At 71.0% G+C, this 17796-nt stretch carries 12 protein-coding genes and 1 pseudogene; 9 read left to right on the forward strand and 4 right to left on the reverse strand.

All coding sequences use genetic code 11. From position 1 onward, the window contains the following. From ABT116_RS28290 to ABT116_RS28310, 5 genes and pseudogenes are all read left to right on the forward strand, one after another. Positions 1 to 451: pseudogene (locus ABT116_RS28290) on the forward strand (histidine kinase); the annotation flags it as partial. Next, entirely contained in the window at positions 448 to 882 is a 435-nt protein-coding gene (locus tag ABT116_RS28295) for a roadblock/LC7 domain-containing protein (protein WP_351639549.1), read from the forward strand. The pseudogene ABT116_RS28290 and the gene ABT116_RS28295, both read left to right, overlap by 4 nt. Before the next feature lie 9 nt (positions 883 to 891). After that, complete coding sequence (locus ABT116_RS28300; protein WP_351639554.1) at positions 892 to 1287, forward strand: DUF742 domain-containing protein; 396 nt, start codon at positions 892 to 894, stop codon at positions 1285 to 1287. 24 nt (positions 1288 to 1311) lie between these two features. After that, the gene (locus tag ABT116_RS28305) at positions 1312 to 5010 is read left to right on the forward strand and encodes a hydantoinase B/oxoprolinase family protein (RefSeq protein WP_351639558.1); all 3699 of its coding nucleotides are present in this window, start codon (positions 1312 to 1314) and stop codon (positions 5008 to 5010) included. Further along, positions 4991 to 5596 (forward strand): GTP-binding protein, encoded by a 606-nt coding sequence (locus ABT116_RS28310; RefSeq protein WP_351639562.1) that lies wholly within the window; start codon positions 4991 to 4993, stop codon positions 5594 to 5596. Before ABT116_RS28305 ends, ABT116_RS28310 begins: the two co-directional genes overlap by 20 nt. A gap of 106 nt (positions 5597 to 5702) precedes the next feature. Here ABT116_RS28310 and glpK read toward each other — a convergent pair whose 3' ends face one another. From glpK to ABT116_RS28325, 3 genes are all read right to left on the reverse strand, one after another. Beyond that, positions 5703 to 7223 (reverse strand): glycerol kinase GlpK, encoded by a 1521-nt coding sequence (gene glpK / locus ABT116_RS28315; protein ID WP_351639565.1) that lies wholly within the window; start codon positions 7221 to 7223, stop codon positions 5703 to 5705. Positions 7224 to 7242: 19 nt separating this feature from the next. Next, positions 7243 to 8037 carry an MIP/aquaporin family protein gene (locus ABT116_RS28320; RefSeq protein WP_351639571.1) on the reverse strand — a complete coding sequence of 265 codons (795 nt, stop codon included), beginning with the start codon at positions 8035 to 8037 and terminating at the stop codon, positions 7243 to 7245. A gap of 636 nt (positions 8038 to 8673) precedes the next feature. After that, positions 8674 to 10377: an EAL domain-containing protein gene (locus tag ABT116_RS28325; protein ID WP_351639576.1), complete on the reverse strand. Its 1704-nt coding sequence runs from the start codon at positions 10375 to 10377 to the stop codon at positions 8674 to 8676. 178 nt (positions 10378 to 10555) lie between these two features. On the opposite strand from ABT116_RS28325, the gene ABT116_RS28330 reads away from it, so the two are divergent. Beyond that, the gene (locus ABT116_RS28330; RefSeq protein WP_351639578.1) at positions 10556 to 11365 is read left to right on the forward strand and encodes a M15 family metallopeptidase; all 810 of its coding nucleotides are present in this window, start codon (positions 10556 to 10558) and stop codon (positions 11363 to 11365) included. A gap of 47 nt (positions 11366 to 11412) precedes the next feature. After that, positions 11413 to 11949 carry an NUDIX domain-containing protein gene (locus ABT116_RS28335; protein ID WP_344454828.1) on the forward strand — a complete coding sequence of 179 codons (537 nt, stop codon included), beginning with the start codon at positions 11413 to 11415 and terminating at the stop codon, positions 11947 to 11949. A gap of 168 nt (positions 11950 to 12117) precedes the next feature. Here ABT116_RS28335 and ABT116_RS28340 read toward each other — a convergent pair whose 3' ends face one another. Next, positions 12118 to 14484: a glycoside hydrolase family 31 protein gene (locus ABT116_RS28340; protein ID WP_351639582.1), complete on the reverse strand. Its 2367-nt coding sequence runs from the start codon at positions 14482 to 14484 to the stop codon at positions 12118 to 12120. Positions 14485 to 14695: 211 nt separating this feature from the next. Between ABT116_RS28340 and ABT116_RS28345 the strand changes: the two genes are divergently transcribed. Both ABT116_RS28345 and ABT116_RS28350 read left to right on the forward strand, forming a co-directional pair. Next, complete coding sequence (locus ABT116_RS28345; RefSeq protein ID WP_351639587.1) at positions 14696 to 16663, forward strand: acetoacetate--CoA ligase; 1968 nt, start codon at positions 14696 to 14698, stop codon at positions 16661 to 16663. Positions 16664 to 16842: 179 nt separating this feature from the next. Beyond that, a complete protein-coding gene (locus ABT116_RS28350) occupies positions 16843 to 17733 on the forward strand; it encodes a DUF8829 domain-containing protein (RefSeq protein WP_351639592.1) in 891 nt (296 codons plus the stop codon). Positions 17734 to 17796: the final 63 nt, after the last annotated feature.

The raw sequence follows: 17796 nt of genomic DNA on the forward strand, positions 1-17796 counted from the left end.
CCCCGCCTCACCCGGCGGCGCCGCCGCCGACCGGTCGGAGCCGTCCGCACTCCCCAGGCGGACCCGCCGCGCGGAGATCGCCTCGAGCGGCCCGGAACGATCGGACCACCGCTCCGGCCCTACGCCGGCCACCACCGGCGGTGCCCCGGGCCACGAGACGGGCTCGGGCGCAGCGCCCCGGGGGACCGGATCCGCACCACAGTCCGGTTCCGGCACCGCCCCACTGCCCCGGCGCGTCCGACAGGCCAACCTGGCCCCGCAGCTGAAGCGGAGCTCGGAGCCGCGCAGCGAGGACAGGGCCGAGCCCGTCGAACGCGACGCCGAGGAAGTACGCAGCCGCATGGCATCGCTCCAGCGAGGCTGGCAGCGCGGCCGTGAGGAGAACGCCGCGGGCGATGACGCCCACAGCGGCGCAGCACCACAAGGAACGACAGAGGGGGACGGTCGATGACCGCACCGAAGGCGACCGGCCACACCGCGACCAACAAGGGGGAGCTGAACTGGCTCCTCGATGATCTGGTGGACCGTGTCGCGAGCATCCGCAAGGCCCTCGTGCTCTCCGGCGACGGTTTGCCGACGGGCTTGTCCAAGGACCTGACCAGGGAGGACAGCGAACACCTGGCTGCCGTCGCCTCCGGGTTCCACAGCCTCGCCAAGGGCGTGGGACGCCACTTCGAGGCCGGCAACGTCCGCCAGACGGTCGTCGAGCTCGACGATGCCTTCCTGTTCGTGACGGCCGCCGGTGACGGCAGCTGTCTCGCCGTCCTCTCGGACGCCGACTCGGACGTCGGCCAGGTCGCCTACGAGATGACGCTCCTGGTGAAGCGGGTGGGCGTGCATCTCGCGGCCGCACCGCGCACCGATCTGCCCGCAGGCGGGTAGTGGGATGGCATGAGCGCTGACGGTCAGGGAAGAAGCCACTGGTTCGACGACGAAGCCGGACCGGTCGTCCGCCCGTACGCCATGACCCGCGGCCGCACCAGCAGCCAGGGCCAGCATCGCCTGGACCTGATCGCGGTCGTGGTCGCGGAGCCGCTGGCGGACGATCCGGAAGCCGACCACATGCTCTCCCCGGAGCATGTGGATATCGTCGAACTGTGCCGCGACATCCCGCAGTCGGTCGCCGAACTCGCAGCGGAACTCGACCTGCCGATCGGAGTGGTACGGGTCCTCGTCGGAGATCTCGTGGACGCGGAATTCGTCCATGTGAACCGGCCCGTGCCCCCTGCCGAGCTGCCGGACGAGAGTATTCTGCGCGACGTGATCAACGGCCTCCGAGCGCTGTGAGCAGCGCGGAAGCGGGGTACTGACGTGACTGGCTGGCAGTTCTGGGTGGACCGCGGCGGCACCTTCACCGACGTCGTCGCCCGGCGCCCGGACGGCCGGCTGCTCACGCACAAGCTGCTCTCGGACAACCCCGCGCGCTACGCAGACGCCGCGGTCGAGGGCGTCCGCATCCTGCTGGCCGGCTCCGGCGACCCCGTCGACAGCGTCTGCATGGGGACCACCGTCGCCACCAACGCCCTCCTGGAGCGCACGGGCGAGCGCACTCTCCTGCTCATCACCCGTGGCTTCCGCGACGCCCTGCGCATCGCCTACCAGAACCGCCCGAACATCTTCGCCCGCCGCATCGACCTGCCGGAACTGCTGTACCAGCGGGTCGTCGAGGTCGACGAGCGCATCGCCGCCGACGGCACCGTCCTGCGCGCTCCCGACCTGGAGGCCCTCACCGGGCCGCTCCAGGAGGCGTACGACGACGGGATCCGGGCCGTCGCCGTGGTCTGCATGCACAGCCACCTCCACCCGGCGCACGAACAGACCGTCGGGGAGCTCGCCGCCCGCATCGGCTTTCCGCAGATCTCGCTCTCCAGCGCGACGAGTCCCCTGATGAAGCTCGTCCCCCGTGGGGACACCGCCGTCGTCGACGCCTACCTCTCGCCCGTGCTGCGCCGCTACGTCCGGCACGTCGCCGACGAGCTCGAAGGCGTACGGCTGATGTTCATGCAGTCCAACGGCGGCCTCACCGAGGCCGGGCAGTTCCGCGGGAAGGACGCCATCCTGTCCGGGCCGGCCGGCGGCATCGTCGGCATGGCCCGCATGTCCCAGCTCGCCGGCTTCGACCGGGTCATCGGCTTCGACATGGGCGGCACCTCCACCGACGTCTCCCACTTCGCGGGTGCGTACGAGCGGGTGTTCACCAGCCGGATCGCCGGCGTCCGGCTGCGCGCCCCCATGCTCGACATCCACACCGTCGCGGCCGGCGGCGGGTCGGTCCTGCACTTCGACGGCTCCCGCTACCGCGTAGGGCCGGATTCGGCGGGCGCGGAGCCGGGGCCCGCCTGCTACCGCGGTGGCGGGCCGCTCGCCGTCACCGACGCCAACGTCATGCTCGGCCGGATCCAGCCGGCCCACTTCCCACAGGTGTTCGGCCCGAACGGTGACGAGCCCCTGGACGAGGCACTCGTCCGCGACCGCTTCACCGCCCTCGCCGGCCTCATCGGCGAGCGGACCGGCGACGACCGCACACCGGAACAGGTCGCCGAGGGGTACCTGCAGATCGCGGTGGCCAACATCGCGTCCGCCGTGAAGCGGATCTCCGTCCAGAAGGGCCACGACGTCACCCGCTACGCCCTCACCACGTTCGGCGGCGCGGGAGGCCAGCACGCCTGCATGGTCGCCGACGCCCTCGGCATCCGCACCGTCCTCGTGCCGCCCATGGCCGGAGTCCTGTCCGCACTCGGGATCGGACTCGCCGACACCACCGCCATGCGCGAGCAGTCCGTCGAAGCACCTCTCGAACCCGCCTCCATGCCCGGCGTCCTCAGGACCGCCGAAGACCTCGAAGCGGCGGCCCGCGCCGAACTCCTCGCCGAGGACGTCCCCGAGGAGCACATCCACATCACCCGCCGCGCGGAACTCCGCTACGACGGCACCGACACCACCCTCACCGTCGAGCTGACCGAGCCCGGCACGATGCGGCACGCCTTCGAAGAACGTCATCGCGCCACGTACTCCTTCACACTCGACCGCCCGATCGTCGTGGAAGCCCTCTCCGTCGAAGCCACCGGCATCACCGCACCCCCCGATCTGTCCGCTCTCGCTCCCCACGCAGCCGACGCAGCCGCCTCCGACACCACCCCCGGCGGCAGCCCCGACCGCGCCCCCGCCGCGCCCCGGACGGTCCGTCTCCACACGGGCGGCATCTGGCGCGACGTGCCCCTCCGCCGCCGCGAGGACCTTCCCCCCGGCGACACCGTCACCGGCCCGGCGATCATCACCGAAGCCGGTTCCACGACAGTCGTCGACGACGGCTGGCGGGCCGCGGCGACCGTCGACGGGCATCTGGTCATGGAACGCGCCGCGATTACGGAGAGTTCCGATCTCGGCACGGAAGTCGACCCGGTTCTGCTTGAGGTCTTCAACAACCTCTTCATGTCGATCGCCGAGCAGATGGGCGCCCGCCTCGAATCCACCGCCCAGTCCGTCAACATCAAGGAGCGCCTGGACTTCTCCTGCGCCCTCTTCGACCCTGACGGAAACCTGGTGGCCAACGCGCCGCACATTCCCGTTCACCTGGGCTCGATGGGCACGAGCGTCAAGGAGGTCATCCGCCGGCGCGGCGCCCGCATGCGCCCGGGCGACACCTACGCGGTCAACGACCCGTACCACGGCGGCACCCACCTGCCGGACGTCACCGTGATCACCCCGGTCTTCGACACGACACCGGCGACCGGCACGGAGAGTGACGAAACAGGGGTTGACCCGAAGATCCTCTTCTACGTCGCCTCCCGGGGCCACCACGCCGAGATCGGCGGCATCGCCCCCGGCTCCATGCCGGCGGGCAGCCGCACCATCGAGGAGGAGGGCGTCCTCTTCGACAACTGGCTGCTCGCCGAGAACGGCCGCTTCCGCGAGGAGGAGACCCTCCGCCTGCTCACCGAGGCGCCGTACCCCTCCCGCAACCCGAAGACCAACCTCGCCGACCTGCGCGCCCAGATCGCCGCCAACCAGAAGGGCGTCGACGAGGTCGGCCGCATGATCCAGGACTACGGCCTCGACGTCGTCCAGGCCTACATGAGGCACGTCCAGGACAACGCAGAAGAAGCCGTACGCCGCGTCATCGACGCCCTCGACGACGGCGAGTACGCCTACGAGACCGACTCGGGAGCCGTCATCCGCGTGGCCGTGCGGGTGGACCGCGAGGACCGGGCCGCGACCATCGACTTCACCGGCACGTCCGCGCAACTGCCGACCAACTTCAACGCCCCCTTCTCGGTCGTCAACGCGGCCGTCCTGTACGTCTTCCGCACCCTCGTCGCCGACGACATCCCCCTCAACGACGGCTGTCTGCGTCCCTTGAACATCGTCGTCCCGCCCGGCTGTCTGCTCGCCCCCGAGCCGCCCGCCGCCGTCGTCGCGGGCAACGTGGAGACGTCGCAGGCCGTCACCGGCGCCCTCTACGCGGCGCTCGGCGTCCAGGCCGAGGGTTCCGGGACCATGAACAACGTCACCTTCGGCAACGAACGTCACCAGTACTACGAAACCGTCGCCTCAGGTTCCGGAGCGGGCGACGGCTTCCCCGGCGCGCCCGTCGTCCAGACCCACATGACCAACTCCCGCCTCACCGACCCCGAGGTCCTGGAATGGCGACTGCCCGTACGCCTCGAGGAGTTCGCCGTCCGTCGCGGCAGCGGCGGCGCCGGACGGTGGCACGGCGGGGACGGCGCCGTACGCCGAGTCCGCTTCCTCGAACCCATGACCGTCTCCACGCTGTCCCAGCACCGCCGAGTCGCCCCGTACGGCATGGCGGGCGGTAAGCCGGGCGCTCTCGGAACCAACCGGGTGGAGCACGCCGACGGCACGGTGACCGAACTGGGCGGCAGCGACTCCGCGGACCTCGTCAGCGGTGACGTACTCGTCATCGAAACCCCAGGCGGCGGAGGCTACGGCCCGCCGTCGCCCGACCCCCATCAAGCAGGAGAAGAGATCGATGATCTTCGGGCGTTCTGAGCGTGGCAAGCCTCCGGTCGAGCCCGTCACGCTCAAGATCCTCGTGGCCGGCGGCTTCGGGGTGGGCAAGACCACGCTCGTCGGCGCAGTCAGCGAGATCAGGCCGCTGCGCACCGAGGAGCTGCTCACCGAGGCCGGGCGCCCGGTCGACGACACCAGCGGCGTGGAAGGCAAGCACACGACGACCGTGGCCATGGACTTCGGCCGCATCACCCTCCGCGACGACCTCGTGCTGTACCTCTTCGGAACGCCCGGCCAGGAGCGGTTCTGGTTCATGTGGGACGAACTCTCCGAGGGTGCGCTCGGTGCCGTCGTGCTCGCCGACACCCGTCGCCTGGAGGACTGCTTCGCCGCCGTCGACTACTTCGAACGGCGCTCGATCCCCTTCCTCGTCGGCGTCAACTGCTTCGAGGGCGCTCCCCGTTACCCGATCGAGGACGTCCGCCAGGCCCTCGACCTCGACGAGGGCGTGCCGCTCCTGATGTGCGACGCCCGCGACCGCGAGTCGGTCAAGGAGGCACTCATCGGCGTCGTCCAGCACGCCATGGCGTACGCGGCCGACCGCCGCGAGGCCGTCACCGGCTGACGCCGCCTGAACCGCTGACGCCGCCCGAGCCGCGGACGCGGCCCGCACCCCCGCCGACCGGGGTACGGGCCGCAGCCGTGAGCGACGCTCCACGCGCGCGCGTGGGTCAGCTGTCGCCGTCCTCCTCCCAGCCGAAGCTCTTCTCCACGGCCTTGCGCCAGTTGTGGTACTCGCGGTCCCGCACCGACGCCTCCATGTTCGGCGTCCACTCGACGTCCTTCTGCCAGTGCGCCTTGAGCTCGTCCAGGTCGTTCCACACCCCGGTGGCCAGACCGGCCGCGTACGCGGCGCCCAGACAGGTCGTCTCGGAGACCTTGGGCCGCACCACCGGGACGTCGAGCACGTCCGACTGGTGCTGCATGAGCAGGTTGTTCTTCGTCATGCCGCCGTCGACCTTCAGGGTGGTGATGTGCACCCCGGAGTCCTGGTACATGGCGTCCACGACCTCGCGGGTCTGCCAGCTCGTCGCCTCCAGCACCGCACGCGCGAGGTGCGCCTTCGTGACGTACCGGGTCAGGCCGGTGACCACGCCACGCGCGTCGGAGCGCCAGTAGGGGGCGAACAGGCCCGAGAACGCCGGAACGATGTACGCGCCGCCGTTGTCCTCGACGCTCGCCGCGAGGGGCTCGATCTCGTCGGCCGTGCGGATGATGCCGAGCTGGTCACGGAACCACTGGACCAGCGCGCCTGTGATGGCGATCGCGCCCTCAAGGCAGTAGACCGGCGCCTCGGTGCCGATCTTGTACCCCATCGTCGTCAGCAGTCCGCTCTTCGACTGCACCGGGCGGTCGCCCGTGTTGAGCAGCAGGAAGCTTCCCGTGCCGTACGTGTTCTTGGCAGTGCCGACGTCATAGCAGGCCTGCCCGAACACGGCCGCCTGCTGGTCGCCCAGCGCGGAGGCCACGGGCACACCGGCGAGCTGGCCGATGGCGGTGCCGTACACCTCGGAGGAGGAGCGGATCTCGGGCAGCATGGCCTCGGGGATGTTCATCGCCGAGAGGATCGAGGGGTCCCACTGGAGGGTCTCCAGGTTCATCAGCATGGTGCGTCCGGCGTTGGTCACGTCGGTGACGTGCTGCCCGCCGTCCGTGCCGCCCGTGAGGTTCCAGATCAGCCAGGAGTCCATGGTGCCGAAGGCGATCTCGCCGCGTTCGGCACGGGCCCGGAGGTCGGGCACGTTGTCGAGCAGCCAGGCGGCCTTGGGCCCGGAGAAGTAGGTCGCCAGCGGCAGACCCGTCTGCTCGCGGAAACGGTCCTGCCCGTCCGATCCGCCCAGCTGGTTGCACAGCGCGGCCGTCCGAGTGTCCTGCCACACGATGGCGTTGTGCACCGGCTTGCCGGTCGCCCGGTCCCACAGGAGGGTCGTCTCGCGTTGGTTGGTGATCCCCATCGCGCTCAGCTGGTCGGCCCTCAGACCGGCCTTGGCGATCGCCCCTGCCACCACCGCCTGCACCTTCGACCAGATCTCGGTGGCGTCGTGCTCCACCCAGCCGGGTTTCGGGAAGATCTGGCGGTGCTCGCGCTGGTCCACGGCGACGATCGCGCCGTCCTGGTCGAAGACGATGCAGCGGCTCGACGTGGTGCCCTGGTCGATGGCTGCGACGTACTTCGCGGAGTTGTCCGTCATGGCTACCCCTTCGGCTGTGTCAGAAGGCTGCGTTGTAGATGACGCCACCCAGCAGGCCGCCGATCAGTGGTCCGACCACGGGGATCCACGAGTAGCCCCAGTCGGACGTGCCCTTGTTCGGGATCGGCAGGATGGAGTGGATGATGCGCGGGCCGAGGTCACGCGCCGGGTTGATGGCGTACCCGGTGGGCCCACCCAGGGACAGGCCGATGCCGACAACCAGGAAAGAGACCAGGAGGATCGCGATACCGGACCCGTAGATGCCCTCCTCGCCGGCGATCTGCCCGATGCCGATGCCCTCGACGTGCCGGTTGTTGCCCACCAGGGCGAGGAGGGGCAGCACCAGTGCGATGGTGGCGAGGATCTCGGTGATCAGGTTGGCGACGGGGTTACGGATCTCGGGGATCGTGGAGAAGATGCCCAGCGTCGGAACCGGCTCGTCGGCCGTGCCCTCCGTGGTGCCCGTCTTCCGCACGTTGGCCTGGAACTGGGCGAGGTACACGAGGTAGGCGAGGATGGCACCGATCATGGCGCCCGTGATCTGTCCCAGCAGATAGACCCACACCTTGCTCCACACGCCGGTGTCGACGGCGAGGCCGAAGGTCACGGCCGGGTTGAGATGCCCTCCCGAGAGGGGAGCGGCGGTGTACGCGCCGGCCAGCACTCCGAATCCCCAGCCGAAGGCGATCACGATCCACCCGGCGGCCCGGGCCTTCGAGAATCTGAGGGTGACGGCGGCGCACACGCCGGCACCGAAGAGGATCAGAATCGCCGTGCCGATCATCTCGCCGACGAAAATGTCTCCGTTAGTCATGGCTGCTCCTCAGCCTTGGCCCGGGACGAGCCGCCCCGGTCCTCACCTGCAGGGTGCGTTTCCCGTGGCTACTTCAGCCGAAGGCAGGACAACGTCCGCGCCCCGCCCGGCATCCGTGACGAGCGTGCCGTCGCAGCCGAACCGCCCGTGCGGGAATGGGCCTTGGCGCAGGCGCATCCACGCGCCGCAGTGCCGGAATACGCCGACTATGTACGGCGATGTCGACTGACACCGGAAGTGTTCACCGGCACCCAAAGGGCGTCAAGGTCGCCGACCGCAACGGTTGACGGCCGTCGTACGGTCACCGGGCTCGCGCCGGGCCGACGGGCCGGTTGCTCGGTCCGGCGGCGCCCGGTCGGGTCGTTGTTCAGATCTTGTCCGGACCCGCGCGGGCCTGGATGAGCCGCGCGAGGCTTGGCTGATGGTGTCCGGCCTGCGCTGGACTCCGCCGGGGGGCAAAGGCCCAGCCGCACCTGACTCCTGGCTTGCTAGTGTCCAGGATTCACCTGACCTGGCGGTTTCTCAACCGCAGGAGATCCCCGGGGCCGTGGCCGCCACGGATGCGCCCTGACGCCCGGTGACCGCCGCAGCCCCGACCAGGTCGGGTCTCCGCCACTCATCCCTCTCCCAGCCGCCTCAGACGCCCTGTCCGCCCCTCTCGACCACCATCCCGCAGCCCTCCGACACTGCCGCAGGCGCAGGCGCAGGCGCAGGCGCAGGCGCAGGCATCGGCGTCTGCGGCGATCCCCGGCGGGTCTCATGGCCCGGCCCGCCCGCCCGGCCCATCACCCAACTCGCACCGCGCAGCGCCTTCGCCGCCTTCTTCAACGGGGCCAGGCAGGCCGCGGCCTCCCGGTGGTCGGTCAGGCTGCCCGGCGTGCACAGCAGCGTCGCGAGCGACAACGTGACCGGCCGGCCACCCGCCGACCAGGGAGCGTCCAGCACCGAGGCGGCCAGCGGATCGAGCCCGTCCGGATCAGCGAGCACCAGGAAGTCGTCCCCGCCGACGTGTCCGACGCGCGTGCCGTCCGCCGCGGCCCGCTGCAGCGCCCGGCCCACCGCCCGGATCAGCTCGTCGCCTGCCGCGAAACCGGCCCCGTCGTTGACCTGCTTGAAGTGGTCGACGTCCAGCCAGCTCAACGCGAACGCCCGTCCCGCAGCGATCCGCCGGTCCACCTCGCCGGTGATGGCGTCCGAGCCGGGCAGCCGCGTCAGCGGATTCAGCCCCACCGCCTCCTCCACCCGCGTCTCGGCGAGCGCTCGCACGAGGTCCGCGAGCCGCACGACCCCCACGCACCGGCCGTACTCGTCCACAACGGCCACGTCGTCCGAGGTGCGGTCCCGACGGCCGACCGCCACCACGTCCAGCACCTCCCAGGCCGTCGCGTCGACGCTCACCGTGCGCGGCGGATCACCGAGCTTGGCGGCGGGCCGGTCGGCGTACAGGGAGTGCCCGTAGCGCCCCGACATCGACAGCAGGAAGCGGGAGCGGTGCACCGACCGGACCGGCACGCCGGCGGCGTCCACCAGCAGGACGCCGGACACCTCCGGCGACTCGGTCAGCAGGGCTCGCACCTGCCCCGCTGAGGCAGCCGCGGGAAGCAGAGCAGCGGGCCGGACGAACTCCCGCACGGACGGCCCGGACCGCGGCGCGACCACCTCGGCGGGGGAGCGGGGCGGAACGTAGACGTCCGCGGCGGGCAGGCGCGCGGGCGGCGCGAACAGCTCACCCTGCGCCAGCTGCGCCCCGGCCGCGAGCGCTGCCGCGCACTCCGCTTCGGTCTCCACGCCCTCCACGGCCAGCAGCGCCCCCAGCTCGTCGCACAGAGTCCGCATCGACCGCACCACCGCGGGTCGCGCCAGCAGCGACGCGTCCAGCTTCACCAGGCCGGGCGAGAGGTCCGAGAGCAGCCGCAGAGGCACGTCTCCGTCCCCGACACCGTCCGCGCAGATCCGGAAGCCCTGCCCCCGCAGTGCGCTCACCGCTTCCAGCAGAGCCTGCTGCGGCACATGTGTGTACGGCGGGCAGACGTCGATCGTCACCTCCCAGGGGAGCCGCCCCGCCGCGCGCACGGCGTCGTGCAGCGTGGGCAGCCCGCCGAGATCCGCGAGGGTCCCCGCGAACACGTTGACGAACAGTGGAAGCAGGGTTTCCCTGCGCACCGCCGCGCGGATCGCCGACACCGCCACTCGGCAGTCGAGTTCGGGATCGCGGCGGGCTTCGGCGAGGATGTCGCCGGTCTCCGGGCGGGCGAGTATCTCCAGCCCCGCGACCGCGCCGGTCGCCAGATTGACCACTGGTTGGAAGGCGAAGCGGAGAGTATCCGTCCAGAAGGGCACGGGAGCATGATGGACGCCACCGGCGCACGCCCGAGCGCGGTTCATGAGACGTTCACGCAGGATTCCCGCTCGATCACACAGCGTAAGACTATGGGTCAATTCGCCCGTTCCGACGGCCGGTTGCCATGTCGCATGCGGTCCTTCCCCTGGCGTCCACTCTCCTGATAGATGCAGGGGCATGACACGACTCACCACCGTGACACGTGCCCTGATCGCGACGGTCGCCGCCCTGCTGGCATCAACCGCCCTCACCCCGACCGCCCGGGCCGACACCGATCCCAAGGCGCCGAAGGACTTCGTGGCGCTGAGAAGCGTGGTTCCGACGATCCTTCAGGAGATGCGCTACGTCACCCCGCACAACTTCGTGGGCGAGCGCATCGACGGTTACGAACAGCCCCTCTGCATCCTCACCCGCCCCGCCGCCGAAGCCCTCCGCAAGGCCCAACGCAGGCTCCTGCGCCAGGGCTACGCACTCAAGGTCTACGACTGCTACCGGCCCCAGCGCGCGGTGGACCACTTCGTCCGCTGGGCCGAGGACCTCGGCGACCAGGCCATGAAGGGCGAGTTCTACCCGAACGTCGACAAGACGCGACTGTTCGCCGACGGGTACATCGCGGCGAAATCCGGCCACAGCCGCGGTTCGACCCTCGACGTCACGCTCGTCCGGCTCCCGGCGAAGCCGACCCGACCCTACCACCCAGGAGAGCCCCTCGTGCCGTGCTTCGTGCCCCAGGGCGCGCGGTTCCCGGACAACTCGATCGACATGGGGACGGGCTTCGACTGCTTCGACACCCTCTCACACACCCTCGACCCACGCGTCCAGGGCCGACAGCGCGCCAACCGGCTGCTTCTCAAGAACACCCTGGAAGGCCTCGGCTTCGTGAACCTGCCGGAGGAGTGGTGGCACTACACCTTCAAGCCCGAGGCCCATCCGGACACGTACTTCGACTTCCCCGTGGCCAGGAAATCCCTTACCAGCGCTCACTGAGCAGCCTGCTCCTGGCGCTGCCTCCGCGATCGGCTACAGTCCGCCGCGTGTCCGAAACTCAGCACTCCGCTTCCAACTCCGCGCCGAACTCCCACTGTTCGAGCTGCGGCGCGCCCTACGGAGAGGGCATCACCGGCTGGCCCCGCACCTGCCCGGTGTGCGGGGCCGTGGCCTACCGCAACCCGCTCCCGGTCGCGGTGGCCCTCCAGCCCGTCTACGACACCAAGGGCACCGCCCTGGTCGTCATCACCCGAACCATCGCTCCCGCGCGCGGGGGCATCGCCCTGCCCGGCGGCTACATCGATGACCGCGAGGACTGGCGGCAGGCCGTCATACGCGAGCTCCGGGAGGAAACCGGCATCGACGCGGCGGGCCGGGACGTACGGCTCGTCGACGCGATGAGCTCACCCGACGGACACCTGCTGCTGTTCGGCCTCCTCCCGGAACGCCCGGCCGAGAGCCTGCCCTCCTCCGCCGCCACGGACGAGACGGAGGGCTGGCACCTCCTGCGCAGGCCCGAGGAACTCGCCTTCCCCCTGCACACCCTGGCCGCCCGCGCCTGGTTCGAGGGCCGGTACATCTGACCTCATGAGCTCCCCGGCCCCGCGGAGATAGAGACACCCGGGCCCGCGGAGCCGGCGGAGCTCGAAACACCGGGCCCGCGGAGCCGGCGGGACGGACGAATCCCAGTCCCGGCGCAGCTCCTGGCTCCCGGTCCCGGCACAGCTCCTGGCTCCCGGTCCCGGCATACCTCACAACTCCTCGGTCCCGCGAACCCGCACCGGGTAGGGCGGCGCAACCCCGCCGTCCTCACCCTCCCGCTCGACGACCACCCGGGAGCCCCTCCACCGAGCGGTGTAGCGCTCGATCTCCGGCTCGTCCCACCCATCGCCCCCGTCCGGCACGACCAGCCCGCCCCCGGTCCGTCCCCGGGCGGGCGCCCACACCTCCAGCTCCAGCCCCCCGTCCTCCCCACGTACCGGAAGCACGGCACCCGCGCGCGCGAACACCGGGATGCGCGACAGCGGCGCGTCGACCAGCACCTGCCCCGGCCCCTCGTACGCCTGCCCCGTGGCTACGTCGTACCAGCGCCCCCGCGGCAACCGAACGGCACGCCGGCCCACACCCGGGTCCAGCACCGGCGCCACCAGCAGGCTGTCACCCAGCAGGAAGGCGTCCTCGCAGTCGCGCAGCGCCCGCTCCTCCGGCGCCGCCCACCACAGCGGCCGCACATAGGGCGCTCCGGTACGCCGCGCCAGATGCGCCAGCGTCGTGAAGTACGGCAGCAGCCGCCGACGCTCGACAAGCGCAACGCGCGCGTGCTCCAGCACCTCGCCACCGAACTCCCACGGTTCCCTGCGCCCCGCCCGCGCACTCGCGTGCGTACGGAACAGCGGCAGACAGGCGCCCAGCTGGAACCACCGCAGATACAGCTCGGGAGAGGGATCCCCGTCGAACCCCCCGACATCCGGACCCGAGTACGGGACGCCGCACAGCCCGAGCCCCATCACCAGGGCCAGGGACGCCCGCAGCCCCGCCCAGCCGGTGGCGACGTCCCCCGACCACGTCCCTCCGTAGCGCTGCATGCCGGCCCACCCGGAACGGGACAACAGGAACGGCCGCTCCTCGGGCGCGAGCCTCCGCAACCCTTCGAAGCCCGCCCTGGCCATGCACAGCGCGTACACGTTGTGCGCCTCACGATGATCACCGCCCCGCCCCTCGAGGGAGTGCCGGGCCGAGCGCGGCAGCGTCGACTCCCCGAAGGCGGTGAACGACGTGGGTTCGTTCATGTCGTGCCAGAAGCCCGAAAAGCCCTGAGCGAGCCGCTCCTCGTACAGAGCGCCCCACCACGCACGCACGCGCGCGTGCGTGAAGTCGGGAAAAACCACCTCGCCGGGCCACACGACGCCCTCCACCACCTTCCCGGAGGCGTCCCGCACGAACGCGTCTTCGGCCGCCCCGGCGTCGTACACCGCACGGCCCGGCAGGGCCTGCACGCCCGGCCCGACGATCGACACCAGCCGGATGCCCTCCCGCCGGAGCTCCTCGGCCAGCACGGGCAGCTTCGGGAAGCGGTCCTGGTCGACGGTGAACACCTGATGTGCGTCGAGGTGGTCGATGTCCAGGTGCACGGCGTCCAGCGGCAGACCGTGCTCCAGGTAGCCCGCGACGATCCGCCGCACCTCCTGCTCGCCGCCGAACCCCCACCGTGCGTGATGGTGCCCAAGGGCCCACGCGGGCGGCAGCGCGGGCGCCCCGGTGAGCGACGCCCAGGCGAGCAGCACGCGCGCGGGGGTCCCCACCATCACCCAGCAGCGCAGCGGACCGCCGTCCATCCGCAGCTCGCTCGTCCCGGCACGGTCGTGCCCGGAACCCGCGCCCTCCTCGCCTTCGCGCAGCGTCACCGTGCCGTCCCACGAGCTGTCGTGGAACGCCAGATGCGTACCACCGTCGGACACCACCAGCTGCACCGGCATCGTGATGTACAGCGGGTCGTCCCCGGGCGCGAAGGCGCGGCCGGGGTCGGAGTTCCAGAGCCGGTACGTCCCGTCCGGCAGCCGAGGACCCGAGGTACGCCCTCCGAGGCCGAAGAACCGCGCGTCGGCGCCCACCTCCGACCGCTGCATCCACCGCGCCGGGCCGCCGCCGACCGGCTCCCACCACCGCGGCGGCAGATCACGTCGCAGGGTGACCCCGCCCGGAGTCAGTACCTCCACCGCGCCGTGCCGCGAGACCACGACCGTCACCCGCTCGGCCACCACACGCCAGCCGCCGTCCTTGTCCGGCTCAAGAACCGCCCGCGGATCCGGCTCCGGACAGCGTCCGGCCAGCGCGTAGGACGGCTCGGGCCCCGCCCCGTCCCAGCCCCAGAACACGGCCCCGTTCACGGCGACCAGAATCCGCAGCTCCGACCGGCTGAACCGGACGACACCGCCCCCCGGCCCGGGCTCCACGTCCTCCACCGGCCCGGGCACCCGCGCACGCTCCGCCCCGCGCGCCGGCAGCCCGGTGGCGTCGGCCCGGCGCCTGCGCCACGCTGCTCGTACGGTACGCACACCCTGCGCCGCCCCCACCGAAGCCACCGCTTTCACCGAACGCACCAGGTCACGACCGTTCATGCTGTTCACCCTGCCACTGACGGCCCCGCGCGGGCGTGTCGTTCAACTGCCGTTCACCCGTGCCAGGACCACATCTTCACGACACGGACTATGTGCGGCGCACCCTGGTGCCGAAGTCGATCACATGGCATTGTCCGTGCCAGCCGCTCACGCGCACACCCCAGCCCGTGCGCGGAGGACGCACACGACGCGCACAGTCCGGGAGCCGACCATGTCGACCGTTAGTCCCCAGCCGCTCTGGCAGCCCGACCCCGAGCGCATCGCCCGCGCACGGATCACCAGGTTCCAGGCCTGGGCGGCCGAGCACCACGGCGCTCCCGCCGAGGGCGGCTACGCGGCCCTGCAGCGCTGGTCCGTCGACGAGCTGGACACCTTCTGGAAGGCCGTCACGGAGTGGTTCGACGTCCGTTTCTCGCAGCCCTGTGCGCGCGTGCTCGGCGACCGCTCGATGCCCGGCGCCGAGTGGTTCCCCGGGGCGACCCTGAACTACGCCGAGCACGCCCTGCGCGCATCCGCCACCCGCGCCGACGAACCGGCCCTCCTGCACGTCGACGAGACCCACGAACCACGCCCCGTCACCTGGGCCGAGCTGCGCCGCCAGGTCGGTTCCCTGGCCGCCGAACTGCGCGCCCTCGGCGTGCGCCCCGGCGACCGCGTCAGCGGCTACCTCCCCAACGTCCCGCAGGCGGTGGTCGCCCTCCTCGCCACAGCCGCAGTCGGCGGCGTCTGGACCTCCTGCGCGCCCGACTTCGGCGCCCGCAGCGTCCTCGACCGCTTCCAGCAGGTCGAACCCGTCGTGCTCTTCACCGTCGACGGCTACCGCTACGGCGGCAAGGAGCACGACCGACGCGAGGTGGTCACCGAACTGCGCCGCGAACTCCCCACCCTGCGGGCCGTGATCCACATCCCGCTCCTGGGCACCGAGGCACCCGAGGGCACCCTGGACTGGTCGGCCCTCACCTCCGCCGACACGGACCCCGTCTTCGAGCAGGTGCCCTTCGACCACCCCCTGTGGGTGCTCTACTCCTCCGGTACGACCGGACTGCCCAAGGCCATCGTCCAGTCCCAGGGCGGCATCCTCGTCGAGCACCTCAAGCAGCTCGGCCTGCACTGCGACCTCGGCCCGGAAGACCGCTTCTTCTGGTACACCTCGACCGGCTGGATGATGTGGAACTTCCTCGTCTCCGGCCTGCTCACCGGCACCACGATCGTCCTCTACGACGGCAGCCCCGGCTACCCCGACACCGGCGCCCAGTGGCGGATCGCCGAACGCACGAAGGCCACCCTCTACGGCACCTCCGCCGCCTACGTCATGGCCTGCCGCAAGGCCGACGTGCACCCCTCCCGCGACTTCGACCTCTCCTCCGTCCAGTGCGTCGCCACCACCGGCTCGCCCCTGCCCCCCGACGGATTCCGCTGGCTCCACGACGAGGTCCGCGACGACCTGTGGATCGCCTCCGTCAGCGGCGGCACCGACGTGTGCTCCTGCTTCGCCGGAGCCGTACCGACCCTCCCGGTCCACGTCGGCGAACTCCAGGCCCCCTGCCTCGGCACCGACCTGCAGTCCTGGGACCCCAACGGCAGCCCCCTCGTCGACGAGGTCGGCGAACTCGTCGTCACCAACCCCATGCCGTCGATGCCCATCCACTTCTGGAACGACCCCGACGGCAGCCGCTACCACGACAGCTACTTCGACACCTACCCCGGCGTGTGGCGGCACGGCGACTGGATCACCCTCACCTCCCGCGGATCCGTCGTCATCCACGGCCGCTCCGACTCCACGCTCAACCGCCAGGGCGTCCGCATGGGATCCGCCGACATCTACGAAGCCGTCGAAAGACTCCCCGAGATCAAGGAATCCCTCGTCATCGGCATCGAACAGCCCGACGGCGGCTACTGGATGCCCCTCTTCGTGCACCTGACCCCCGGAGCCGTCCTCGACGAGGCCCTGCTGAACCGGATCAAGCAGACGATCCGCGAGCAACTGTCACCACGCCACGTCCCCGACGAGATCATCGAAGTGCCCGGCGTCCCGCACACCCTCACCGGCAAGCGCATCGAGGTCCCCGTCAAACGCCTCCTCCAGGGCACCCCGCTGGAGAAGGCGGTCAACCCGGGCTCCATCGACAATCTCGGCCTGCTGAACTTCTACGAGGAGCTGGCCCGCAAACGCGCCTGACACCGCCCCCCCGTCTCACAACTCCCCGTCACCAGAGCTCAGAGCGCAGGCCGCAGCGCAAGCCGCTGCGACCTGCGCCTTCCGCCGTCGGTCGAGCGCACGATCGTCGAGCCGGCTCCCACTGTCAGTGCCGCCGGTTACTGTGAGTGAGCATTGATCGACCGTGCACAGGGGGAACCATGACGCACACCGACAACCGGACCAAGCGCCGCGTCCTGCACCGCGAAATCGCCGGCACCATCGGCCTGCTGGCCGACGATCACGACTTCCGGGCCATGCGGCGCTACCGCAGCTTCACCTTCGACGACCACGCGACCTATCTGAAACAGGTCGAGGCCCTCCTCAGGGCCAGGGCCCTGCGGGGCAGCCACACCACGGTGGCCCTCTTCGACCCCGAGGAGTACGCGGAGTTCTGCACACGGAAGGACCTGGACCCCGACACACCGTCGAGCCGCTCACGCTTCACCGCACAGATCGCGGCGACAGGCCCGACCCTCCCCTACGACGGCCGGCCGCTGGCCGACCTGCTCCCGGCCCTCGTCGACGAGGCCGTACGGCAGGCCACCTGGGAGTACGCGACCACCCTCCTCGCCCGCCTGGGCGCCTGCACCTCCTGCGGTGAGGACATCGGACGCGCCGCCTTCACCCGAGCCGCAGAGCTCCTGGTCCGCATCCTCGACACAGCGCCACCGGGCGACCGCCACCTCGTCTGCAGTGTCACCGGACCACCCGAAACCCTCGTCGCCGCCCTCCACGTCACCGACGACGGTGCCGCCCTGGAACTGGACGAAACCGAAGCCCTCGAATTCACCACGGTCCTGGCCCTCGGCCTGGCCACCGAGAGCCCCGGAGGACTCGTCATCCGCGCCACCGCCCCTGGCGCACCCGACCGCGTCTACGGCTGGCGCATGCGCTCCTACGGACTCGAACCCCTCACCGCAGGAGAGGTCTTCGACGCCTACTGCACCGACGTCGAATCCGGAGACCTGATCTCCCCTGAATCCAACGTCGACTACTGCGCGCCACCCGACCTCGGGGAGGAGAAGCCCACCCAGGGGCACCAGCACTGAAACACGGGTCACCGCCGACCTCGACGAGCGCGGCCTGCTCTTCAAGCACATCCCCTACGAGCA

This window comes from Streptomyces sp. NPDC002130 (genome assembly GCF_040296465.1).
GTDB lineage: Bacteria > Actinomycetota > Actinomycetes > Streptomycetales > Streptomycetaceae > Streptomyces.